Origin of the sequence: Tabrizicola sp. (assembly GCF_041913445.1) — a bacterium.
In the GTDB taxonomy this organism is placed as follows: Bacteria; Pseudomonadota; Alphaproteobacteria; order Rhodobacterales; family Rhodobacteraceae; genus Tabrizicola.
In genome coordinates this window covers 1-22,396 of the sequence record NZ_JAYSFG010000001.1, presented here as the reverse complement: position 1 = coordinate 22,396, position 22,396 = coordinate 1, and the positions used below count along the sequence as shown (strand labels likewise).

Below are 22,396 nucleotides of genomic sequence, written 5' to 3'. Positions count from 1 at the left end.
GAAATCGCATCGGAGCCTTCGAAGGCTCCGGTCCGGAGTTTTCGAAAACTCCGGCCCCCTACCCGATCCGGTGCCCTTCCCGCACCAGCTCGTCCGTGACCTGCCGGATCGCGCGTTCCAGCACCTCGACCACCTCGTCCACCTGGGCCTCGGTGATCACCAGCGCCGGGGACATCACGTTCAGGTGCCCAAGCGGCCGCACCATCATCCCCATCGCCTCGGCCGCGTCCGAGATGCGCTTGGACTCGTTCACCCCGTCCGGCAGGGGCTCCTTGGTCAGCTTGTTGGCCACGTTCTCCACGCAGACCATCAGCCGCCGCCCCCGGACCTGCCCCACCAGCGGCAGCGCCTCCAGCCCCTTCAGCCGGTCCAGGAAATAGTCCCCGACCCGCGCCGCATTTTCCAAAAGGCCCTCGTCCTCGATGATCTCGATCGACTTCAGCGCCGCGGCGCAGGCGACCGGATGGCCGGAATAGGTGAAGCCGGATGTGAACCACCGCTCACCTTTCTGGGCCATCGCCTCCCAGATCCTGTCGCTGAAGATCAGCGCGCCGAGCGGCAGGTAGCCCGAGGTCAGGCCCTTCGCGCAGGTGATCATGTCCGGCACCACGCCGAACTCGGCCTCGCTGGCGAACCAGTGCCCCAGCCGCCCGAAGGCCGTCACCACCTCGTCCGCGATGAAGAGGATGTCGTGGCGCTGGCAGACCTCCCACATCCGGCGCAGGTAGCCCTGCGGCGGCATGATCACCCCGCCACTGGCCTGGATCGGTTCCGCGATGAACCCGCCGATCCGGTCCGCGCCTACGCGGTCGATCAGCGCCTCGAACTCCGCCACCAGCGCGTCGCAGAACTGGTTCTCGCTCATCCCCTCGGGCCGCCGGTAGGTGTTGGGCGGGGTCAGGTGGTGGATGCCGGTTTCCTTGTAGCGGAACTCCTCCACCCGGTCGCCGGGACGCTTGCCCACCGACTGCGACAGGTAGGTGGAGCCGTGGTAGGAATGATCCCGCGCCACGATGTCGGTCTTGTCGGGCCGGCCCATGCAGGACTGGTAGAACCATACCATCCGCACAGCCGTATCCACCGCCGTCGACCCGCCAGTCGTGAAATGCACCCGGTTCAGGTCGCCCGGGGCCAGCTGCGCCAGCTTCGCCGCCAGCCGCGCCGAGGGGTCATTCGTCACATCGACGAAGGTGTTCGAGAAAGCGAGCTTTTCGACCTGTGCGGCAATGGCCTGCGCCATGTCCTTCCGGCCCAGCCCCACATTGGTGCACCACATGCCGCCCACGGCATCCAGATAGCGCCGCCCCTCGGCATCCCAGAGGTAACAGCCCTCGCCTCGCTCGATCACCAGGGACCCCTCTCGTTCGAAGGGGCCGAAGTTGGTCCAGGGATGCAGAACGTGGCTGCGGTCCATTTCCCAAAGCGAATTCGGGCTGGGCCGTGCCAGGGCCATGGGGGCGGTCATGTGGGATCTCCGTGTTGAATGACACAAATGGATAACAAGCCGAGCCTAGCATTTTGATCAAAACCGGACCAGCCCCCACCCTGTTCCAAAGGTTGGGGGTGACCCAGATATGGTGTCCAAAGGTTGATCGGGACCCCATTAGGACCGTCGCCAGCCGAACCGGCAAACGGCCCCGATTCGCGGCTTTCATCTTTGCCGCAAATATCCTCGGGGGGTCCGGGGGGCGAAGCGCCCCCGGGGCCGCGTCCTAGAAAAGCTTCTGCTTCGCCTTCGCGACGCTGAACCCGTGCCCCTCGGCATTGGTGCAGGTCATGCCCGTCTTGGCCGAGACGCAAGAGATGCCGCCCAGCGACAGGGCCTCGCCATAGGGCAGAACCGGATTGCCCGGATCGGCCACCGTATCCGACACGCAGGCGAGGTAACCCTTGCCGCGATCGTCCACCGCGAAAGACGAACCCCAGTCGAACTCGCAATCCGCCGGCGCGCGGGTGTAGCTTGGCGTCAGCTCCCGCAGGTCGCAGCGGGCCGAGGCGAGGTTGTCACCCCGGAACAAGGCACAATGGATGTTGCCGGTGGGCGACTGGAAGGTAACGTAGTCGTCTGAAAAGGCGGGACCGGCCAGGACAAGGGCGGCGAAAAGGACCGACAGTCTCAAAGGGAATCTCCTGATGCGGCGAGGGACCGGCGGACCCCCAGAATGCGGGAAGAAGGCGTGACAATCCATCTCTCCGTCAAGGCAGCTTTCGCCTACACGCTGCCGGTCTTCGCCTGCGCCTTCGTCATCGGAGCCATCCGCGTGACACTGGTCGCGCCTGCCACGGGCCCCCTCCTCGCCGTGGCGCTGGAGGTGCCGCTTGTGCTGGCACTGTCCCGGCTCGTCGCGGGCCGCGTCCTGCGGCGCTGGTCCCCGGTCGGGTCACAACGCCATGCGATGGCAGCCTTGGCCTTCGCGCTTCTGATGCTGCTGGAGCTTGCGACGGCTGTAGCCTTCGGTCAGACCCCGGTGCAGTTCCTGACCGCCATGACCACGCTTGCCGGCGCCCTCGGCCTGGCCGGACAGATCGGTTTCGCACTGATCCCGCTTGTCCGTCAGGTCAGCGGCTGAGCCCGCTCCACCAGCCGCGCGAAGAAACTTGCGCCCACGGGTGCCGCCTCGTCGTTGAAGTCATAGGCCGGGTGGTGCAGCCCCGCCCCCGGCCCGGTGCCGAGGAACAGGTAGGCCCCCGGCCGCGCCTCCAGCATGTAGCTGAAATCCTCCGACCCCATCTCGCGGCCCGCCCGCGCATCGACCGCATCCGCGCCCGAGACTTCCCGGGCCACCTCGGCGGCAAACTCCGTCTCGTCCTCGTGGTTGATGGTCGCAGGATAACCCCAGTCGTAATGGATTTCGGCCCGCACCCCATAGGCCGCCGCATGGCCCTCGACGATCTCGTGGAACCGCTTCTTCAACAGCGCCCGCACATCCGGCTTGAAGCTGCGGATCGTCGCGCAGAAGAAGCCATCCTCGGGGATGATGTTGTTCGCCGTCCCGGTGTGGATCATCGTGACCGAGATCACCGCCTCGTCCATCGCATAGACATTGCGCGGGATGATCGTCTGCACCGCCTGGACCATGCCGACGATGGCCACCACCGGGTCCACGCATTCGTGCGGCGTCGCCCCGTGCCCGCCCTTCCCGGTCACCTTGACCGTGGCCGTGTCGACCGAGGCCATCAGCGGCCCCGGCGTGGTGTGGAAATGCCCGAAGGGCACATTAGGCGCATTGTGGATGCCATAGACCTGTCCGATCCCGAACCGGTCCATCACACCCTCCTGCACCATGACCTGCCCGCCGCCACCATCCTCTTCGGCCGGCTGGAAGATCAGCGCCACGGTGCCCCTGAAGTTCCGCGTCTCCGCCAGGTACTTCGCCGCGCCCAGAAGCATCGTCACATGCCCGTCATGCCCGCAGGCATGCATCTTCCCCTTCTCGGTCGAGGCATGGGGCGCCCCCGTCAGCTCTTCGATCGGCAGCGCATCCATGTCCGCCCGCAGCCCGATCACCGGCCCCTCGCCCTGGCCCTTGATCAGCGCCACGATCCCGGTCTTCGCGATCCCCTCGTGGATCTCGTCCACTCCGATCTCGCGCAGCCGTTCCACGATCCAGGCCGCCGTCCGGTGACAATCGAACGCGAGCTCCGGGTGCTGGTGCAGATACCGCCGCCACCCCTTCATTTCCTCGGCGTAAGAGGCGATACGGTTCAGAACGGGCATGTCGGACTCCTTCGGACGTGACCTTTGATCAAATCGCAAAACCCCGGTGGCCGCAATGACCCAATCCCCCCTTGACCGCGACGTCATCCAGCTTGCCCCCTCCGGAATCGACCGCCTCCTCGCCATCATGGCCGCGCTCCGCGACCCGCAGACCGGCTGCCCCTGGGACATCGAGCAGACCTTCGCCACCATCGCCCCCTACACGCTGGAGGAAGCCTTCGAGGTCGCCGACGCCATCGACCGCGCCGACTGGCCCGACCTGAAGGGCGAGCTTGGCGACCTCCTCTTCCAAGTGGTCTACCATTCCCAGATGGCCGCCGAGGCCGGGCACTTCACCTTCGCCGACGTGGTCACCGCCATCTCGGACAAGATGATCGCCCGCCACCCGCATGTCTTTGGCACCGAGTCCCGCGACAAGACTGCCGAACAGCAGACCCGCGACTGGGAGGCGCAGAAGGCCCGCGAACGCGGCCCCCAACGCACGCTCGACGGCATCGCCGCCTCGCTCCCCGCCCTGACCCGTGCCCTGAAACTCCAGAACCGCGCCGCCCGCGTTGGCTTCGACTGGCCCTCCACGGACGAAGTCCTCGACAAGCTCGTCGAGGAAGCCCGCGAGGTCGTCGAGGCCCGCGACACCCTCACCCACGCGGCGCTCACCGAGGAAATCGGCGACCTCCTCTTCGTCATGGCCAACCTCGCCCGCCACCTGAAGGTCGATCCCGAACAGGCCCTCCGCGCCGCCAACGCGAAATTCACCCGCCGCTTTGCCCGCATCGAGGACTGGCTCGCCGAACAAGGCAAGCGCCCCGCCGACAGCGACCTGGCCGAAATGGATGCGCTCTGGAACCGCGCCAAGGCCGAAGACAAGCTGGCCCCCTGACCTTTCATCTTTGCCCAAATATCCCCGCCGGAGGCTCCGACGCCTGTCCCAAGTGCTTCGGCAAATTTTCCGACCCTTTCACTCAACCTCTTGACCCAAGCAAAACAGTCAGGTTTAAGCGCCTCATGAAACCTGACAAAAGGAGTCAGCCAATGCTGCGTCTCTCGACCCTTGCCCTCCTCGCCTGCTCCGTCCCGGCCCTTGCGCAAGAGATCAACGTCTACTCGCACCGCCAGCCGGAACTGATCCAGCCGCTCGTCGACGCCTTCACCGCCGAGACCGGGATCAAGGTGAACGTGGCCTTCGTGGACAAGGGCATGGCCGAGCGTCTGGTGGCCGAGGGCGACCGTTCCCCCGCCGATCTCGTGCTGACCGTCGACATCGCGCGGCTCATGCAGATCGTCGAGGCCGATGTGGTCCAGCCGGTCCAGTCCGAGGTCCTGGAAGCCAACATCCCGGCCGAGCTTCGCGATCCGGAAGACAAGTGGTTCGGCCTGACCGCCCGCGCCCGGATCGTCTATGCCTCCAAGGACCGCGTGCAGCCCGGCGAGGTCACCACCTACGAAGACCTCGCTTCTGACAAGTGGAAGGGCCGCATCTGCTCGCGCTCGGGGCTCCATGACTACAACGTCGCTCTCCTTGGCGCGATCATTGCCCATCATGACGAGGCCTATGCGACCACCTGGGCCGAGGGCGTGAAGGCCAACCTCGCCCGCAAGCCCGACGGCGGCGACCGCGACCAGGTCAAGGCCATCGCGGCCGGCGAATGCGACATCGCCATCGGCAACACCTATTACATGGGCCAGATGCTGGCCGACCCGGAACAGGTCCCGGCGGCGGAATCGGTGAACATCGTCTTCCCGACCTTCGAGAACGGCGGCACCCACCTCAACATCTCGGGCGTGGCCATGACCAAATCCGCGCCGAACAAGGAAAACGCGCTGAAGTTCATGGAATGGCTCTCGGGCGACGCGGCGCAGAAGATCTACGCCGAGACGAACCACGAATACCCGGTGAAGCCGGGCGTCGAACGCTCTGCCCTCGTCACCTCCTGGGGCGAGTTCACGCCGGATTCGAAGACCCTCGCCGAAATCGCCGCACAGCGCCCCGCCGCGGTGAAGATCATGGAAACGGTCGACTTCGACGGTTGATGGGCCGCAGGTCGGGGTTCACCCCGACGCCCCTGGGGCGCGCCGAAAGCGCGCCCTTTTCAATTGCAGGAGACGAGCCGGGTGAACCCTTGCGCGACCTCCGCCAGCTCCTCCGGCGCAACCGGGGCCGCCGCTTCGGCCACCACCGGCTCGACCCCGTTCTGCGCCAGGAACAGCTTGGCAATCTCGCCCCGGATCGCGAAGTTCACGTTCTGCGGCACCGTGCCATAGCTCTCCATCGCATATGCATCGCTCAGCCGCGCCACGACCACGCCGACGACCTGACCCGCCCCGTTCAGCACCGGCCCGCCCGAGTTGCCAGGCTGCACCGGCGCTGAAATCTGCATGTTGATCCCGTCTCCTCCGATCCCCTTGGTGCTCGTGACCGCGCCGCGCGTCACGTTCAACCCGCCCAGAAGTCCCGACAGCGGATAGCCCACCACCGTCACGTCCGAATTCAACCGCGCCGGACTGTCGGCGAAGACCGCTGGCGCCGCTGCCGAAAGTCCATCCACCTGCAAAAGCGCCAGATCGAAGACCTCGTCCTCGGCCAGGACCTTGGCCACATGCCCGTCCACGGTCAGGCGGCTACAGCCCGAGATCACATGCTGGTTGGTCAGCATCGCGCCGGTCTCCGTGACGATGAACCCGGTTCCGGTCCCCGATGGTGCGGGCGCAGGGGCCGGATCGGACTTGGCGACGGTCGCACCCGGCGTTGGGGCCGAAGGGGATTTCGGCGCATCTTCCGCTGCCAGAAGTCCCGCCAGCACCTCGATGCCCGTCGCCAGCCTGCCCGGCGAAATCCCGATGGCCGGCGCATAGCCGGGCGCGATGCTTCCCGTGATCGCTGCAAGAGCCCCCGCGTCGCGATCCTGGCCCGAGATCATCAGCGTCGACCAGCCCCCGCCCCGCAGGTCCGACCGCGTGTAGAGCGTCACGCCCTCGACCGTCCGCGCCGAGGTGATCCACAGCTTCGGCTTGCGGACCGTATAGGCCTCACTCACCGCCTGACGCAGGGTGTACAGATGATAGCTCTTCGCCGCCGTACCGCTGTCGATGGTCATCGAATAGCCGATGGACCGGCCCGCGACGGTCATGTTGACGAATGTGTCCGACGGCGCACCGTCGACAAGCACAGCCGTCGGCACCAGGAAGGACATGTCCAAGGCCGAGATGTATTGCCGCTCCCACCCCTCGGCGTCGATCGCCGAAAAGGCCTGCATCGCGGCATAGACCGCATCGGCATTGGTGACGAATGCCGCCGATCCGCCGTTCTCTGCGGTAAACCGTTCCAAGGCGCGCTGACTGCCGCCGCCCCAGGCCCCGTCGATCAACCCGTTGTAGACATTGGCAAAGGCCAGCCCCGCCTGCAAAAGCCGTTTCTCCTGATCGGTCAGCAACCGGGCGTCGAACTCGTCCCGCAACTGATCGGCGGTGAAGGCCCGCGCCGGAGCGATCTGAATCAGGACCAGCAGGACAATGACAAGGATGCGCAAGATCACTTCTCCGGAGAATGCCCCATCCTTCGCGCGGAATGTGGCCCGGTCAAGGCTCGGGTGGCAGTTGAGGCGGACCACCATCGTTGCGCAGCGCAGTATGGAAGCAGTGAAGCGGCGGGAACGATCCGAACCTTACCAACTGCCTAATGCCCGCATCCAACCCCTTGATTTCCAAGCCTCCGAAAGCCTGTCCACCGTGGACAGCTCACCCCATGAACTCCACCGACAACACCGTCGGCAGATGCCGCGCGACCTCCTCCCAGGTCTCTCCCTCGTCCCTCGACAGGAACACCGACCCCGAGTTCGTCCCGAATGCCACCCCTCCGGGGCACGAGGCCATCCCCTGCCGCAGCACCGTGAAGAAGCAGTCCCGCTCCGGCAAGCCCTCCCCCTTCCCGGCCCAGGTTTCCCCCCCGTCCTCCGTCTTCCACACCAGCGCCCGCGCCCCCACCGGATACCGCCCCAGGGAATCCCCGTTCAGCGGAAACACCCAAGCCACCCCCGGCTTCTCTGGATGCGCCGCCACTGGAAACCCAAACGTCGACGGCAACCCCTCCGTCACCTCCTCCCAGACCGCGCCGCCATCGCGGCTGCGATACACCCCCTGGTGGTTCTGCATGTAGATCAGCCCCTCCACCGCCCCGAAGGCGAGGTTGTGGACGCAACTGAAGATCTCATCCTCCCGCCGGATCTCCTCGCCGTCCCAGAACCGCTCCAGCGCCCCCGCCGGCCCCGCCCTATTCCCCCTCCGGTTCCGCTGCTGCCAGCTCACCCCGCCATCCCGGCTCTCGAACACCCCCGCCGCCGAAATCCCGACCCAGATCCCGCCCTTCTGATCCGCCAGGATCGTGTGCAACGTCAGCCCCGCCGCCCCCGGCTGCCACTGATCGGCCCCCGGCTGGTCCGTCAAGGCCTCCAGCCTGCTCCACGAGACCCCACCATCCACACTCTCATACAGATAGGCCGGCTTCGACCCCGCCAGCACCCGCCCCCGATCGTAGCAAAGCGACCACAACTGCTCTGCCCCCGGAAACGGCCCCGTCGACACCGACCACTCCCCGCCACGGCGCCGCCAGACCCCCGCGCCATGCCACCCGCTCCCCCCGGCCGCGAGGATCTCGCCCCCGCGCCCGATCGCATGGTTGATCGGCCAGCCCTCGCAGAACGGCCCCTCCACCCGGCCGCCCTCCAGCACGAACAGCCCCTTCGTCGTCCCGACAAGTATCTCCATCGCCGCCTCCTCCGCGTGACGCCCGCAAGCCTACACCCGCCCCGCCACAGCGCACCGGCAAATTTCCTGACCATCTGGACAAATTCGGCCAGACCCCGCTTACTCCGCGCAAAGGAGTCGCCCATGCCCCGCAAGATCATCATCGACACCGACCCCGGCCAGGACGACGCCGTCGCCATCCTCCTCGCCCTTGCGAGCCCCGAGCTCGATGTCCTCGGCCTCACCGCCGTTGCCGGGAACGTGCCGCTGCCCCTTACCCAGAAGAACGCCCGCCAGATCGTCCAGCTTTCCGGCCACCAGACCCCGGTCTACGCCGGCTGCGACGCCCCCCTGAAACGCAAGCTCGTCACCGCCGAATACGTCCACGGCAAGACCGGCCTCGACGGCATCCCGCTGCCCGAGCCCACGCACCCCCTGCAGCCCGAACACGCCGTCGACTTCCTGATCGACACGCTGCGGCACCACGCCCCCGGCACCGTCACCCTCTGCCCCCTCGGCCCCCTGACCAACATCGCCACCGCCTTTAGCCGCGCCCCCGACATCATCCCCCGCGTGGCCGAGATCGTCCTGATGGGCGGCGCCTATTTCGAGGTCGGCAACGTCACCCCCGCGGCCGAGTTCAACATCTACGTCGACCCCGAAGCCGCGGAAATCGTGTTCAAATCCGGCGTGCCGCTGGTCGTCATGCCCTTGGACGTCACCCACAAGGCCCTGACCTCGCGGGCCTGGGTGGAGGAGATGCGCGCCCTCGGCACCCCCGTGGGTCAGGCCGTCGCCTCTTGGACCGATTTCTTCGAACGCTTCGACACCGCCAAATACGGCTCCGAAGGCGCCCCCCTGCACGACCCCTGCGTGATCGCCTACCTCTTGGAGCCCGCCCTCTTCCACGGCCGCCACATCAACGTGGAGATCGAGACGGGCTCCGAGCTCACCCTCGGCATGACCGTCGCCGACTGGTGGCGCGTGACGGGGCGGGAGCCCAACGCGATGTTCATGGGCTCCGTGGACCGGGAGGGGTTCTACCGGCTCTTGACGGAGCGGTTGGGGAGGTTGTGAAGTCTAGTCAACTATGCTGCTTACCTGTGCAGTGCCACCTCCATTTAAGTTACTTCAGAAATCATAAAGCATGATGTTTCGTATTTGCCATTTCTCCTTTGCATCGATTTTCAGTGTTGCTGTACGGTAGGCTGACCAAACTTTCCGAAGGTCTTTGAACACTTCACGAGCAATATAAGTTGAGCCACTCTTTTTATAGCTTCGGTCTATCCTTTCATCTTCAAGAGCGCGATGAATATCAAATTCAACGGCGCCCATCGATTGGGACTTCGCGAAAGCAATGATCTTCCAATCATCGAACCCTGCGTACGAGTCATAATTTAGTCTAGTCTGCCGTTCTGCAATGTCTGAACAGGAGCCAACTTTATGTATTTTTCCGGTAGTAGACGAAGCTATGTAAACAAAGCCCGGAGCGGAGTGCCTCCTTATGTAAGCAATTCTGGAAGTATCACATTGACAGCAGTGCCCAGAACGGAGCCGAATCCTGTGCCCTGAAAGACAGGGTATTCCCAAGCCGAATAGATAACCCTGTGATTTGGCTTCATCGCCCCAAGATGTTGCATTCCTGCCTCGAGCGTCAAAGAGCTGAGAAGGGAGTATCTTCTGAGAAACCAGAAAAACATACTCACTGTCAGAAAGGTCTTTCCGGTCGATCATGGCCTACCCTTAGCATTTTGATTTTGACTACCATTTTAGCAGAGTCGCGTAACGCGCCATGCTACTCAGTAAGCAGCGCCCGCGCGCTGTTAAGTAAACAACTTCACCACCGGCGATTACAACGTCCTCGTCGCCGCCGGGAACTCCAGCCACTCCGCCTGTGCCAGATACCACACTCTTGTGGCCTCGTCGTTCGCCTGCACCAGCACCGTCGCGATGCCGATGCTCTGGGCGTCCCGCGTCATCGTAGGGTGCGCTACAGCGCACCACCACGGCCAACCACTCGCGCACCGTCGTTAGAAGGGTAATCGCGGCATTCCATGAACGGTGCGCTGTAGCACACCCTACAATCACTCTCGCTTTCACCCTCCCTTAACCACCCCCTTAACAAACCCCTAACGTCCACGTGCAACCCATTGCTTTCAAATCATAATCCGAAAATGTCCACCGTGGACAGCCGTCGCCTTTGCGGCCCCCACCTCACCCCAGCGGCAGGACGACCGAGAACCGGCTCCCCTCGCCCACCACGCTCTCCACCCGCAGCCACCCCCGGTGCCGGCTCACGATGTGCTTCACGATGGCCAGCCCCAGCCCCGTCCCCCCCATCTCGCGCGAGCGGTGGGAATCGACGCGGTAGAACCGCTCCGTCAGCCGCGGCAGGTGGACCGGATCGATCCCCTCCCCCTCGTCCGCCACCTCCACCCGCACCGCCGGCCCCCGCACCGTCTCCTCCGCCGACAGCGAGACCCGCACCACCTGCCCCGCCCGCCCATATTTCAGCGCGTTCTCGACCAGGTTCGTGAAGACCTGCACCAGCTGGTCCCGGTCCCCCGGCACCTTCACCGGCGCGCCCACCAGCTCCACCCGGTCGCCCTTCTTCTCCGCCACCCCTTTCAGCGACCCGATCACCCCCTCCAGCACCCCGCGCAGCTCCACCGGGTCCTTCGGCCGCACCCTCTCCTCCGCCTCGACCCGCGAGAGCTGCAGAAGGTCCCGCACCAGCCGGTTCATCCGCCCCGCCTCGGCCTCCATGATCCCCAGGAACATCTCCCGCGCCTTCGGGTCGTCCTTGGCGGCGTTCTTCAGCGTCTCGATGAACCCCATCAGCGCGGTGAGCGGCGTCCGCAGCTCATGGGAGACGTTCGCCACGAAGTCCCGCCGCATCTCCCCCGCCCGCTCCACCTCGGTCACGTCGCGGAAGACGGCGAGCGCCAGGTCCCCCTGGGCCGAGACCGTCGCCTGGAACACCGCCTCCTGCCCCTCGCGGCGAAGGGTCATCCGCGCCTCCTGCACGCCGCCCTGCCGGGTGACAGCCCCGATCGCCTCCAGCACCGCCGGCGCGCGGACGGCCATCGCGGGATGGCGCCCGACCATGCCCGCGCCGAACAGCGCCTCGGCGGGGGGGTTCAACGCCAGGATGCGGTCGTCGCGGCGGACCAGCATCGCGGGCAGCGGCAGGCCGGCCAGCAGAGCTTGCGGATCAAGCGTGGTCATCGGCTTCGCTTCCCTTGCAACAATCGCGCCTCCACCCTTGTCTTGTGCAGGAATACCAGTAAATTCCCGGTTGTATATGTAAGTGGTGCGGGTCCGGCCTGTTTCCGGGATTTTTGGTCGGCCCCGATGCAAGTCCTGTCAGACAAAGAATTGGCGGCGCCTCACGCATGGAGAGGTCGAGAATTGTCGCAAAAGCTTAGGTGCCTGGTGATCGGCATTCCGGAAGCGCGCGCCGCCGAGGGCAGCCTGCGACCCGAGGAATTCGCTTCCATCGCGCTCGAGGCCTTCGAAACTCAGCTGCCGCTGCCGACCACGCTGGAGCTCGTGGTGACGCCGCTTTTCTGCAAGACCTTCGACGCGCTGGAAATTATCGAAAAGCTTGGGGCGCAGGACTACCGCAAGACGCTGCGGGTCGTGTCGCCGAAACTGCCGAACCGGCAGATCGTCCTGCGCGAGCTGAGAAGCCACGCCGCGCGGCAGGGGATCACCATCGAGCTTGTCGAGGAAGGCTGACGCCCTCACACCGGCGTCAGCCCGGCGCGGAAGCGGCGGGCGTTCGCCTGGTAGCCGGCGGCCGAGGCGAGGAGCCTAGCTCGTGCCGTCGGGTCCAGCTCGCGCACAACCTTTCCGGGAGAGCCCATCACCAGGCTGCCGTCGGGGATCACCTTCCCCTCCGTGATCAGCGCGCAGGCACCGATCAGGCAGCCATTGCCGATCTTCGCCCCGTTGAGGACCGTGGCCCCCATGCCGATCAGCGTGCCGTCACCGATGGTGCAGCCGTGCAGCATGGCCTTGTGGCCGATGGTGCAGTTCGCGCCGATGGTCAGCGGATAGCCCATGTCGGTATGCAAGACGCAGTTCTCCTGCACGTTCGACCCGGCGCCGATGCGGATTTCCTCGTTGTCGCCGCGCGCGACTGCGCCGAACCAGACCGAGGCATCGTCCTCGACGACGACCTTGCCGACCAGCACGGCCGTGTCGGCCACCCAGGCCGAGGGGGCAATCTGCGGGGCAACACCGTCAAGCGCATAGATCATCGGGCTTCGAACTCCTCGTTCAGGGACCGCACGAAGGCGGAAAGCTGCGGCTGGCGTTCTCGCTTCAGGCGTTCGGCGGTCAGGATCGTCTTCAGGCTGTCGAAAGTGCGGTCCAGGTCGTCGTTCACCAGCACGTAATCGTATTCGGCCCAATGGCTGATCTCGTCGCGGCTTTTCGCCATGCGGCCGGCGATCACCTCGTCGCTGTCCTGCGCGCGAGAGCGGAGGCGGCGGTCAAGCTCGGCAATCGAGGGGGGCAGGATGAAGATCGACACGACGTCGCCGCGCATCGCCTGTTTCACCTGCTGGCCGCCCTGCCAGTCGATGTCGAAAACGGTGTCGGTGCCCGCCTGCATCGCGGCCTCCACCGGCGCGCGGGGCGAGCCGTAGAAGTTGCCGAAGACCTCGGCATGTTCCAGCATCTGGCCGTCGCGGACCATCGCCTGAAACTCTTCGCGGCTCCGGAAATAGTATTCGCGGCCGTCCTGTTCGCCGGGCCGGGGCTTGCGGGTGGTGGCCGAAATCGAAAAGCGCATGGACGGGTCCCAGGCCATCAGCATGCGGGAAAGCGTCGATTTGCCGGCGCCCGAGGGCGAGGAGAGAATAAGAAGGAGCCCGCGGCGGGTCATCGGTCATTCCACATTCTGGACCTGCTCGCGCATCTGATCGATCACGGTTTTCAGGTCAAGGCCGATCCGGGTCAGGGCGAGGGACTGGGCCTTCGAGCACAAGGTGTTCGCCTCGCGCATGAATTCCTGCATCAGGAAGTCGAGCTTGCGGCCCGCAGGTTGACCCTCGGCCACGTGCGACCGGGCGGCGGCGACATGGGCTGTCAGGCGGTCCAGTTCCTCGGTCACGTCGGTCTTGACGGCAAGAAGGGCCAGTTCCTGCGCAAGCCGGGCCGGATCGACGACATCGGTCGCGGCCAGGACGCGCGCCACGGCCTCGCGCAGCGTCTCGGCCTGGGTCGCGGTGCGCGTGGCGCATTCCCTTTGCGCCTCGGAGGTCAGGTCGGCGATCCGGTCCAGCTGTGCCGTCAGCACCGTGGCCAGCGCCCGCCCCTCGGCCCCGCGCATGGTGTGGAAGTCGGCCAGCAGTGCCGGGAAGTCCGCCAGCAGCGCCTCGCGCAGCGGCGTGGTGTCCATCTCCTGCGCCGAAGCGTCGATCACCCCCCGCAGCGTCAGCACATCCGCCGCCGTCGGCTGGCGCAGCGTCACATGGGCGGCCATCGCTGCCGCCTCGACCCGCCCCAGCGCGGCCAGCGCGGCCGAAAGCGCGGTGTCGTTCAGGCGGAAGGCCGCGTCCTCGCGCCCCTCGTCCTGGGTCACCTTCAGAGTAAGGCTCACATTGCCGCGGGTGACCGATTTCTGCAGTTCGGACCGCAGCGCCGCCTCAAGCCCGTCGACCCAGTCCGGCACCCGGAGCCGCAAATCCAACCCCTTGCCGTTCACCGACCGCAGGTCCCAGGTCCAGCTGTAGCCAGCCCCCGCCCCCCGCCGGGCGGCAAAACCAGTCATCGAGATCATGCGGTCCTTTCAGCGCCACGGGCGCGACATTTACCATTTGAATAGATTTTCGGCCGAATCTTCAGGATCCGCGCTATTTTCTTCATGACGCGGCGGGCCCGCGACCCGCAAGGCCCACATTCGCGCCGAGGAGAGAATGATGTCGCTCAGCTTCCTGGATCGGTTTCGTCCGCAGCGTCCCCTGCAGACCCCGCTGGTCTTCGAGGGCTTGGCGCAGGTCCGCGCCTATTGGGAAAGCTTGCGCCGCGACGCGGGCTTGCCACGGCGCACCGACATCGATCCCCGGGGATTGAGCGGCGTGCTGGACCGGGTCTTCCTGGCCGAACGGATCGGACGCGGGTTGGTGCAGGTGCGCATCGCCGGCTCTGGCCTGGCAGACTTTGCGGGGATGGACGTGCGTGGCCTGCCGCTAAGCTGTCTCTTCGCCGCCGAGTCGCGGGCCCAGCTTGGCGTCAGCATCGAGCGGGTGTTCGACATGCCCGCCGTGGCGGAACTGGACCTCGGCCGGGACCGTGGCGGCGGGGGCGGGTTGATCGCGCGACTACTACTTCTGCCGTTGGCCGATGAGGGCGGGGCAAAGCTGATACTGGGGGCAGTCAGCTTTGTTCCGGGGCCGACGGCGCGATGCAAGTTGCAGATCCGTAGCTGGCGCGATGCGTGCCTGCCGCGGGCCCCCCTGCCCGAAAGCCCGCCGGAGGCCGCGCCCGTCCGGCGGTTCGGCCACCTGTCGCTGGTGCATGTCAGCGACTGAAAAAGGCGGCAGGTTGCCCCACCGCCCCTATCCCGACTTCTGAAACGCCCTTAAAGCGCGACGCGACGCGCGGCTTCCCGCTGCGACGACAGCTCTTCCGCCACCAGGAACGCCAGTTCCAGCGACTGGCTGGCGTTGAGGCGCGGGTCGCAGGCGGTGTGGTAGCGGTCGGCCAGGTTTTCGTCGCTGACCGCGCGCAGACCGCCGGTGCATTCGGTCACATCCTGGCCCGTCATCTCGAAATGCACGCCGCCCGGCTGGGTGCCTTCCGCCTTGTGGATGGCGAAGAACTCACGCACTTCGCGCAGGACGCTGTCGAAGGGACGGGTCTTGTAGCCCGAGGCCGCCTTGATCGTGTTGCCATGCATCGGGTCGCAGGACCAGACGACGTTGGCACCTTCCTCGCGGACGGTCTTGATCAGGCGCGGCAGATGCTCGCCCACCTTGCCCGCGCCGAAGCGCGCGATCAGGGTCAGACGGCCCGGCTCGTTCTCCGGGTTCAGCTTGGCCATCAGGACCTTCAAGTCGTCCGCGGTGGTCGAGGGACCGCACTTCAGGCCGATGGGGTTCAGGACGCCCCGGCAGAATTCGACATGCGCGCCGTCGGGCTGGCGGGTGCGGTCGCCGATCCAGATCATGTGGCCGGACCCGGCGACATTCTGCCCGGTGATGGAGTCGACGCGGCAGAGCGCCTCTTCGTATTCCAGCAGCAGCGCTTCGTGGCTGGTGTAGAAGTCGACGCGGGAAAGCTCGTTCGCGGTGTCGCTGTTGACGCCCGCCGCGTTCATGAAGTCCAGCGCGTCCGAAATGCGGTTCGCCATCTCGCGGTAGCGTTCGGCCTTGTCGTGTTCGGCAAAGCCCAGCGTCCAGGAATGTACGCGGTGGATGTCGGCAAAACCGCCGGTGGAGAAGGCGCGCAGCAGGTTCAAGGATGCGGCCGCCTGGGTATAGGCCTGCAGCATCCGGTTCGGATCGGGGATCCGCGCCTCGGGCGTCGGGTCGAAGCCGTTGATGATGTCGCCCTTGTAGCTGGGCAGTTCGACGCCGTTGATCACCTCGGTCGGCGCGCTGCGCGGCTTGGCGAACTGGCCCGCCATCCGACCCACCTTGATGACCGGCACCTTGGCGGCATAGGTCAGCACCACGGCCATCTGCAGCATGACGCGGAAGGTGTCGCGGATGTTGTCCGCGCTGAATTCGGCGAAGCTTTCGGCGCAGTCGCCGCCCTGCAGCAGGAAGGCCTTGCCTTCGGCCGCCAGCGCAAGCTGCTTCTTCAGCCGCCGCGCCTCACCGGCAAAGACCAGCGGGGGATACTTCGACAGCTGCGCCTCGACACCATTCAGCGCTGCCTGATCGGGATAATCCGGCATCTGGATCCGCGGTTTCGCGCGCCATGCCGTCTTCGTCCATCCCTTGGTCATCGTTCCACTCCGGAGCCTTGCAATCGGCCAGCGGTATACGCCCCCGTTTCCGCCTTTGCAAAGGGCGATTGGGCGAAAACCGACGCTTTCAGCCCTTGCGAATGCCGGGAATATGCGTTTCCTTGGCCCGCAAACGACATTATCAGGTCGCAGACATGACGCTCGCGCCGCGCAAAGCCACCCAGACGCAGAAGACCAGCACCACCCGGCGGTTCGTCTTCGTGCTCTTGGACAAGTTCACGATGATCTCTTTCGCCGGGGCCATCGAACCTTTGCGGCTGGCCAACCGTGTCGCGGGCGAGACGCTTTACACCTGGGTCCTGGCGGGTGAGGGCAGTGAAAAGAGCTGCTCGAACGGCGCCACCTTCCGGCTGGACATCGGGCTTGAGGAAATGGACCGCGAGGACACCATCCTCGTCTGCGGCGGCCTCGACATCCAGCGCACCACGACCAAGGGCGTGGTCAACTGGCTGCGGCGCGAGGCGCGGCGGGGGGTCACCATCGGCGGCATCTGCACCGGGGGCCATGCGCTGGCGAAGGCGGGGCTTCTGGACGGCAAGAAGGCCACCATCCACTGGGAAAACCAGGATGGCTTCGCCGAGGAATTCGAGGACGTGAAGCTGACGAAGTCGGTCTACGTCATGGACGGCAATCGCTGGACCACGGCGGGCGGCATTTCCTCCCTGGACCTGATGCTGAAGATCATCGCCGCCGACCATGGCGAGGATCTGGCCAACACGGTGGCGGACCAGCTGATCTATTCCTCGATCCGGACCGACCAGGACACGCAGCGCCTGTCGATCCCGACGCGGATCGGGGTGCGGCATCCGAAGCTTTCCCAGGTCATCCAGATGATGGAGGGCAACATCGAGGACCCGATGTCCCCCGCCGACCTGGCCGAGGAGGTGGGCATGTCGACCCGCCAGCTGGAGCGCCTGTTCCGCCGCTACCTCAACCGCAGCCCCAAGCGGTACTACATGGAGTTGCGCCTGCAGAAGGCGCGGAACCTGCTCATGCAGACCGACATGAGCGTCATCAACGTGGCGCTCGCCTGCGGTTTCGCTTCGCCCTCCCACTTCTCGAAGTGCTACCGCAGCCACTACAGCACCACCCCCTACCGCGAGCGTGGCACGCAAGGCATGCCCGGCGCGGTGCCGGCGCGCCTGTCGATCTGAGGCGCGAACACACTGGTTAACACCACGTAACCAGAAATCGGCAAGCCATTGATATTTCTTCGGTAAGTGGCGCTTGTCCACCGTGGACACTATTCGGCCGGGGCCATCCGGTAGACCGCCCCGTCATAGACCGACAGGAACCAGATCGACCCATCCGGCGCCTCGACCACGTCGCGGACCCGGCCGGTCTGGTCGCTTTCGATCCGCTCCTCGGCGAAGCCCGTGGAAGCCGGGCTGTCGGGATCCAGCCGGCCCAGGAAGTTCGAATTCAGCGACCCGAAGAAGATGTCCCCCGTCCACTCCGGCACCAGCTTGCCCGAGTAGACCATCAGCCCCGACGGCGCGATCGAGGGGTCCCAGTAGTGCAGCGGCTGCTCCATCCCCTGCACCTCAGTCCCGCGCCCGATGGGGTCGCCGTTGTAGTTCCGCCCGTAAGAGATCTCTGGCCAACCGTAGTTGCGCCCCGTTTCGGGGGCGTTCAGCTCGTCCCCGCCCTGGGCGCCATGCTCGACGGTCAGGAGCCGCCCGGTCAGGTCAAGCGCCGCACCCTGGATGTTGCGGTGGCCGATGGAAGATACCCCCGGCCGCCAGCCGTCCCGGGCCACGGCGGGGCTGCCGTCGCGGTTCAGCAGGATCACCTTGCCCGCTGTCAGCAACGGGTCCTGCGCCTCCATTCCCCCCGGGCCGGTTCCCCGGTCTCCGGTGGTCAGCGCAATGGAGCCGTCCGGCATCTCGACCAGTCGCGACCCGAAATGCCGCCCGCCGGGGTAACCCTCGCCCGCATGGACGGTGCGGAAGTCCTCAAGCGTGGTACCGTCTTCCGACAGCCGCCCCACCCCCGCCGCGGTGGTCACCCCGCCGTCGGCAGCGGCCGAATAGCTGAGCCAGACCTCACGGCTGGAGGCGAAATCCCCCGGCACCATGACGTCGAGAAGGCCACCCTGCCCGTCAGCCACGACCTCCGGGACCCCGGTCACCGGCTCTGCCGCGCCGTCGCGGACCAGAAGCAGCCGTCCGTCGCGTTCGGTCACCAGGAAAGTGCCATCCGGCAGGAAGTCCAATCCCCACGGTTCCTCAAGACCGTCGACCACGGGCGTGACGGTCATCGCCCCGGCAGAGGTCTGCAGGTCGGCGGCCATGGCGGACTGCGGCAGAAGGGCGACAGCGGACAGAAGGCAGAGCGAGGACTTCAAGATCTGGATCCCTTTCTTCTGGGGGCGCAACGGGATTGGCAACGCCCGGTGATACGCTGTAAAGGTAGGTCTCCCGAGGATTGTGTCGACTCACATGCCATAACAGTGTCGTCAACATGTCGACAAAATGGGCCTTTTCTTTTCACGCGGCCCGCACTACCGTCGGCGCAGGATTTCGATCCAACTAGGGAGATAATCAATGAAGAAACTTCTGCTGGCCGCTTCGGCCTGCGCGCTGATGGCTGGTGCCGCTGCTGCCGAGGACGTCAAGATCGGCATCCTGATCGGTTTCACCGGTCCCATCGAATCTCTGACCTCGCACATGGCCGCGGCGGCTGAACGGGCGATGGCCGAAGTGAACGCCTCGGGCAAGGCCAAGAACACCTACACCTCGGTCCGTGGTGACTCCACCTGCACCGACGCGGCGGCTGCCACCGCTGCGGCTGAACGGATGATCACCGCCGAAGGCGTCAAGGGCATCATCGGCGGCGACTGCTCGGGCGTGACCCGCGCTGTCCTGACCAACGTCGCCATGCCGAACGGCATCGTGATGGTCTCGCCCTCGGCCACCTCGCCGGCGCTGACCGCCGACCCGGACAACGGCCTTTTCTTCCGCACCGCCCCGTCGGATGCGCGCGAAGGCGAAGTCATGGCCGACATCCTGACCGAGAAGGGCATCAAGTCGATCGCCCTCACCTATTCGAACTCGGACTACGGCAAGGGCCTGGCGGAAGCCATCGCCTCGGCCTTCACCGCCAAGGGCGGCACCGTGACGATCAACGCGGCGCACGACGACGGCAAGGCCGACTATTCGGCCGAAGTCGCGGCGCTGGCTGCGGCGGGCGGCGACCTTCTGGTCGTGGCGGGCTACCTGGACCAGGGCGGCAAGGGCATCATCCAAGCCTCGCTCGACACCGGTGCCTTCTCGACCTTCGGTCTGCCCGGCGGCATGGTGGGTGACTCGCTTCCCGCAGCCATCGGCCCGGCTCTGGACGGGTCCTACGGCCAGGTCGCGCAGTCGGACAGCCCCGGCGCTGCGGTCCTGCAGGAAATGGGCAAGACCAACGACCCGGCCTTCGACGCCACCTCGCCCTACACCCCGGAAAGCTATGACGCCGCCGCGCTGATCATGCTGGCGATGGAAGCCTCGGGCTCGACCGATCCGGCCGTCTACAAGGAGAAGATCCTGGAGATCGCCAATGGTCCGGCCGACGGTTCGGGCACCAAGATCCTTCCGGGCGAGCTTGGCAAGGCGCTGGAGCTGATCGCTGCCGGCACCGCCATCGACTATGACGGCGCTTCGGGCGTGACGCTGATCGGACCGGGTGAATCGGCCGGCCGTTACAAGCAGTTCGAAGTCAAGGGCGGCAAGTACGAAACCGTCCAGTTCCGTTGATCTGATCGGGACATGAAACCAAGGCACGGCCCGGGAGAACCCCGGGCCGTTGCCCAAAAGAAGGCCCCCGCCATTGGCGAGACGGGTCGGGGATAGGGGAAGCACATGATCCGGGTCGAGAAGCTGCACAAGCATTTCGGCGGCTTTCATGCCGTTGACGGCGCATCCTTGGAGATCAAGACCGGCACCATCACCGGGCTGATCGGGCCGAACGGCGCGGGCAAGACCACGCTCTTCAACGTGATCGCCGGACGCTACACGCCGACCTCGGGCCAGGTCTTCATGGACGGCGAGGACATCACCGGCCTGCCGCCGCACAAGCTGTTCGACAAGGGCCTGCTGCGCACCTTCCAGATCGCGCATGAATTCGGCTCGATGACCGTGCGCGAGAACCTGATGATGGTCCCGCCGCGCCAGTCGGGCGAAAAGCTCTGGAACGCGCTGTTCTCGCGCGGGGCCGTTGCCGAGGAGGAAGAGCGCATCCGGCAGAAAGCCGACGAAGTGCTCGAATTCCTGACGATCAGCCACATCGCCGACGAGAAGGCCGGGATGATCTCGGGCGGGCAGAAGAAGCTGGTCGAGCTGGGGCGGACCATGATGGTCGATGCCAAGATCGTCTTCCTGGACGAAGTCGGCGCCGGGGTGAACCGGACGCTTCTGAACACCATCGGTGACGCCATCGTCCGCCTGAACAAGGAACGCGGTTACACCTTCTGCGTGATCGAGCATGACATGGACTTCATCGGCCGCCTTTGCGATCCCGTGATCTGCATGGCCGAGGGCAAGGTCCTGGCCGAAGGCACCGTGGACGAAGTGAAGAACGACGAACGGGTGATCGAGGCCTACCTGGGCCGCGGTCTGAAGAACAAGATCAAGGAGGGCGCAGCGTGAGGCCCCGCCTTGCCGCGTCCCCTGCCCTGCAACTGGATCTGACGGAATGAGCGCACCTTTCCTGATCGGCGAGAACATGACCGGCGGCTATGGCGCCGTCGACATCCTGCATTCCTGCACGCTTGCGGTCGAGCCGGGCGAAATCGCGGTGATCGTCGGTCCGAACGGCGCGGGCAAATCCACCGCGATGAAGGCGGTCTTCGGGATGCTGAAGCTGCGTCAGGGCAGCGTGAAGCTGATGGGCGAGGACATCACCTCGCTGTCCCCGCAGGCCCGCGTGCGCAAGGGCATGGGCTTCGTGCCGCAGACCCACAACATCTTCACCGGCATGACGGTCGAGGAAAACCTGGAAATGGGGGCCTTCATCCGCGAGGACGACACGATCCGCGACACGATGGAGCAGATCTACGGCCTCTTCCCGATCCTGAAGGAAAAGCGCTACCAGAAGGCCGGTGAGCTTTCTGGCGGCCAGCGCCAGCAGGTGGCCGTCGGCCGCGCCTTGATGACCCAGCCCAAGGTCCTGATGCTGGACGAACCCACGGCGGGCGTCAGCCCCATCGTGATGGACGAGCTTTTCGACCGGATCATCGAGATCGCGCGCACCGGGATTTCCATCCTGATGGTGGAACAGAACGCCCGCCAGGCGCTGGAGATCGCGGACAAGGGCTATGTCCTGGTCCAGGGGCGCAACCGTTACACCGACACCGGGGCGGCGCTGCTGGCCGATCCGGATGTCCGCAAGTCCTTCCTTGGAGGCTGAGATGAAACACGTTGCGCTGGCTGTCCTGGCCCTCTCGCCCGCCCCGGCCCTTGCCGGTTTCGAATGCACTGTCGAACGCCAGTGCGGCGGCGGCACCTGCGAGCCCTACCCCGGCGGCGCTTTCGCCATCGAGCAGACCGGCGACACCTGGACCGTCTCGGCCGATGGCCAGTCCTGGCAGGCCTTCGACGCGGGCTACATCGAGGACACGGGCGAGCTGGTCCTGGTGATGCCCCCTCAGGCCGGCATGTCCGGCATGATCAGCATCTACCCCCAGGGGCAGTTCATCTTCACCGCCCATGCCGCCGGTCCGGTGGCGATCAGCGGCGAGGGCGCCTGCGTCGCCACCGGCGGCTGAGCCCGTTTTCCCAATTCCTGGACCCAGCGTGACCTGATGGACATCCTAAACGCCCTTGTCGCCTTCCTGAACTTCATCGTCGTGCCGGGCCTTGCCTATGGCAGCCAACTGGCGCTTGGGGCGCTTGGCATCACGCTGATCTTCAGCGTCCTGCGCTTCTCCAACTTCGCGCATGGCGACACGATGGCCTTCGGGACGGCCT

Annotated in this window: 24 protein-coding genes and 1 pseudogene; 12 read left to right on the top strand and 13 right to left on the bottom strand. The window is 65.8% G+C overall.

Annotated elements, in window-relative coordinates; genetic code table 11:
- Positions 1-58: 58 nt before the first annotated feature.
- Positions 59-1,465 (bottom strand): aminotransferase, encoded by a 1,407-nt coding sequence (locus tag ACE3Q6_RS00125; RefSeq protein WP_374426305.1) that lies wholly within the window; start codon positions 1,463-1,465, stop codon positions 59-61.
- Between the two features lie 247 nt (positions 1,466-1,712).
- Positions 1,713-2,120 (bottom strand): DUF6636 domain-containing protein, encoded by a 408-nt coding sequence (locus ACE3Q6_RS00120; protein WP_374426302.1) that lies wholly within the window; start codon positions 2,118-2,120, stop codon positions 1,713-1,715.
- A gap of 57 nt (positions 2,121-2,177) precedes the next feature.
- On the opposite strand from ACE3Q6_RS00120, the gene ACE3Q6_RS00115 reads away from it, so the two are divergent.
- Positions 2,178-2,570 carry a hypothetical protein gene (locus ACE3Q6_RS00115; protein WP_374426299.1) on the top strand — a complete coding sequence of 131 codons (393 nt, stop codon included), beginning with the start codon at positions 2,178-2,180 and terminating at the stop codon, positions 2,568-2,570.
- Here the strand turns inward: ACE3Q6_RS00115 and ACE3Q6_RS00110 are convergent.
- Positions 2,555-3,718, bottom strand: a complete 1,164-nt coding sequence (locus ACE3Q6_RS00110; protein ID WP_374426296.1) for a M20 aminoacylase family protein — start codon at positions 3,716-3,718, stop codon at positions 2,555-2,557. The two genes, ACE3Q6_RS00115 and ACE3Q6_RS00110, sit on opposite strands and share 16 nt — an antisense overlap.
- A gap of 55 nt (positions 3,719-3,773) precedes the next feature.
- Between ACE3Q6_RS00110 and mazG the strand changes: the two genes are divergently transcribed.
- Positions 3,774-4,598 (top strand): nucleoside triphosphate pyrophosphohydrolase, encoded by an 825-nt coding sequence (gene mazG, locus ACE3Q6_RS00105; RefSeq protein ID WP_374426293.1) that lies wholly within the window; start codon positions 3,774-3,776, stop codon positions 4,596-4,598.
- 152 nt (positions 4,599-4,750) lie between these two features.
- The gene (locus ACE3Q6_RS00100) at positions 4,751-5,749 is read left to right on the top strand and encodes a Fe(3+) ABC transporter substrate-binding protein (RefSeq protein WP_374426290.1); all 999 of its coding nucleotides are present in this window, start codon (positions 4,751-4,753) and stop codon (positions 5,747-5,749) included.
- A gap of 59 nt (positions 5,750-5,808) precedes the next feature.
- Here the strand turns inward: ACE3Q6_RS00100 and ACE3Q6_RS00095 are convergent, their stop codons facing one another.
- Both ACE3Q6_RS00095 and ACE3Q6_RS00090 read right to left on the bottom strand, forming a co-directional pair.
- A complete protein-coding gene (locus ACE3Q6_RS00095) occupies positions 5,809-7,245 on the bottom strand; it encodes a S1C family serine protease (RefSeq protein ID WP_374426287.1) in 1,437 nt (478 codons plus the stop codon).
- Between the two features lie 208 nt (positions 7,246-7,453).
- Positions 7,454-8,479, bottom strand: coding sequence for a WD40/YVTN/BNR-like repeat-containing protein (locus tag ACE3Q6_RS00090; RefSeq protein WP_374426284.1), 1,026 nt, complete (start codon positions 8,477-8,479; stop codon positions 7,454-7,456).
- A 123-nt stretch (positions 8,480-8,602) separates the two neighbouring features.
- Between ACE3Q6_RS00090 and ACE3Q6_RS00085 the strand changes: the two genes are divergently transcribed.
- Positions 8,603-9,535 carry a nucleoside hydrolase gene (locus tag ACE3Q6_RS00085; RefSeq protein ID WP_374426282.1) on the top strand — a complete coding sequence of 311 codons (933 nt, stop codon included), beginning with the start codon at positions 8,603-8,605 and terminating at the stop codon, positions 9,533-9,535.
- 54 nt (positions 9,536-9,589) lie between these two features.
- On the opposite strand, the gene ACE3Q6_RS00080 is transcribed toward ACE3Q6_RS00085, so the two are convergent.
- The 3 genes from ACE3Q6_RS00080 to ACE3Q6_RS00070 all read right to left on the bottom strand — a co-directional run bounded on the left by ACE3Q6_RS00080 (position 9,590) and on the right by ACE3Q6_RS00070 (position 11,686).
- Complete coding sequence (locus ACE3Q6_RS00080) at positions 9,590-10,192, bottom strand: GIY-YIG nuclease family protein (protein ID WP_374426279.1); 603 nt, start codon at positions 10,190-10,192, stop codon at positions 9,590-9,592.
- A gap of 116 nt (positions 10,193-10,308) precedes the next feature.
- Positions 10,309-10,437: a hypothetical protein gene (locus tag ACE3Q6_RS00075; RefSeq protein ID WP_374426276.1), complete on the bottom strand. Its 129-nt coding sequence runs from the start codon at positions 10,435-10,437 to the stop codon at positions 10,309-10,311.
- A gap of 235 nt (positions 10,438-10,672) precedes the next feature.
- On the bottom strand, positions 10,673-11,686 hold the full coding sequence (locus ACE3Q6_RS00070) for a sensor histidine kinase (RefSeq protein ID WP_374426274.1): 1,014 nt from the start codon (positions 11,684-11,686) through the stop codon (positions 10,673-10,675).
- Between the two features lie 207 nt (positions 11,687-11,893).
- Between ACE3Q6_RS00070 and ACE3Q6_RS00065 the strand changes: the two genes are divergently transcribed.
- Complete coding sequence (locus ACE3Q6_RS00065; RefSeq protein WP_374426271.1) at positions 11,894-12,199, top strand: hypothetical protein; 306 nt, start codon at positions 11,894-11,896, stop codon at positions 12,197-12,199.
- 5 nt (positions 12,200-12,204) lie between these two features.
- Here the strand turns inward: ACE3Q6_RS00065 and ACE3Q6_RS00060 are convergent, their stop codons facing one another.
- The 3 genes from ACE3Q6_RS00060 to ACE3Q6_RS00050 are packed head-to-tail and all read right to left on the bottom strand — an operon-like array spanning position 12,205 to position 14,249.
- A complete protein-coding gene (locus ACE3Q6_RS00060) occupies positions 12,205-12,723 on the bottom strand; it encodes a gamma carbonic anhydrase family protein (RefSeq protein ID WP_374426268.1) in 519 nt (172 codons plus the stop codon).
- Complete coding sequence (gene gmk, locus ACE3Q6_RS00055) at positions 12,720-13,352, bottom strand: guanylate kinase (RefSeq protein WP_374426265.1); 633 nt, start codon at positions 13,350-13,352, stop codon at positions 12,720-12,722. Before gmk ends, ACE3Q6_RS00060 begins: the two co-directional genes overlap by 4 nt.
- A gap of 3 nt (positions 13,353-13,355) precedes the next feature.
- Positions 13,356-14,249, bottom strand: a complete 894-nt coding sequence (locus tag ACE3Q6_RS00050) for a YicC/YloC family endoribonuclease (protein ID WP_374426262.1) — start codon at positions 14,247-14,249, stop codon at positions 13,356-13,358.
- Between the two features lie 139 nt (positions 14,250-14,388).
- Between ACE3Q6_RS00050 and ACE3Q6_RS00045 the strand changes: the two genes are divergently transcribed.
- Positions 14,389-15,000 carry a PAS domain-containing protein gene (locus ACE3Q6_RS00045; protein ID WP_374426259.1) on the top strand — a complete coding sequence of 204 codons (612 nt, stop codon included), beginning with the start codon at positions 14,389-14,391 and terminating at the stop codon, positions 14,998-15,000.
- Positions 15,001-15,050: 50 nt separating this feature from the next.
- Here ACE3Q6_RS00045 and ACE3Q6_RS00040 read toward each other — a convergent pair whose 3' ends face one another.
- The gene (locus ACE3Q6_RS00040; RefSeq protein ID WP_374426256.1) at positions 15,051-16,421 is read right to left on the bottom strand and encodes a class II 3-deoxy-7-phosphoheptulonate synthase; all 1,371 of its coding nucleotides are present in this window, start codon (positions 16,419-16,421) and stop codon (positions 15,051-15,053) included.
- 155 nt (positions 16,422-16,576) lie between these two features.
- Here ACE3Q6_RS00040 and ACE3Q6_RS00035 point away from each other — a divergent pair, with 155 nt between their 5' ends.
- Positions 16,577-17,596 carry a GlxA family transcriptional regulator gene (locus ACE3Q6_RS00035; protein ID WP_374426254.1) on the top strand — a complete coding sequence of 340 codons (1,020 nt, stop codon included), beginning with the start codon at positions 16,577-16,579 and terminating at the stop codon, positions 17,594-17,596.
- An 89-nt stretch (positions 17,597-17,685) separates the two neighbouring features.
- Here the strand turns inward: ACE3Q6_RS00035 and ACE3Q6_RS00030 are convergent, their stop codons facing one another.
- Positions 17,686-18,789, bottom strand: a complete 1,104-nt coding sequence (locus tag ACE3Q6_RS00030; protein WP_374426251.1) for a PQQ-dependent sugar dehydrogenase — start codon at positions 18,787-18,789, stop codon at positions 17,686-17,688.
- Between the two features lie 199 nt (positions 18,790-18,988).
- On the opposite strand from ACE3Q6_RS00030, the gene ACE3Q6_RS00025 reads away from it, so the two are divergent.
- From ACE3Q6_RS00025 to ACE3Q6_RS00005, 5 genes and pseudogenes are all read left to right on the top strand, one after another.
- Complete coding sequence (locus ACE3Q6_RS00025; RefSeq protein WP_374426248.1) at positions 18,989-20,185, top strand: ABC transporter substrate-binding protein; 1,197 nt, start codon at positions 18,989-18,991, stop codon at positions 20,183-20,185.
- A gap of 105 nt (positions 20,186-20,290) precedes the next feature.
- Positions 20,291-21,076, top strand: a complete 786-nt coding sequence (locus tag ACE3Q6_RS00020; protein ID WP_374426246.1) for an ABC transporter ATP-binding protein — start codon at positions 20,291-20,293, stop codon at positions 21,074-21,076.
- A gap of 46 nt (positions 21,077-21,122) precedes the next feature.
- Positions 21,123-21,836, top strand: coding sequence for an ABC transporter ATP-binding protein (locus ACE3Q6_RS00015; RefSeq protein WP_374426243.1), 714 nt, complete (start codon positions 21,123-21,125; stop codon positions 21,834-21,836).
- Between the two features lies 1 nt (position 21,837).
- Positions 21,838-22,194, top strand: coding sequence for a hypothetical protein (locus ACE3Q6_RS00010; protein WP_374426240.1), 357 nt, complete (start codon positions 21,838-21,840; stop codon positions 22,192-22,194).
- A 36-nt stretch (positions 22,195-22,230) separates the two neighbouring features.
- Positions 22,231-22,396: pseudogene (locus ACE3Q6_RS00005) on the top strand (branched-chain amino acid ABC transporter permease); the annotation flags it as partial.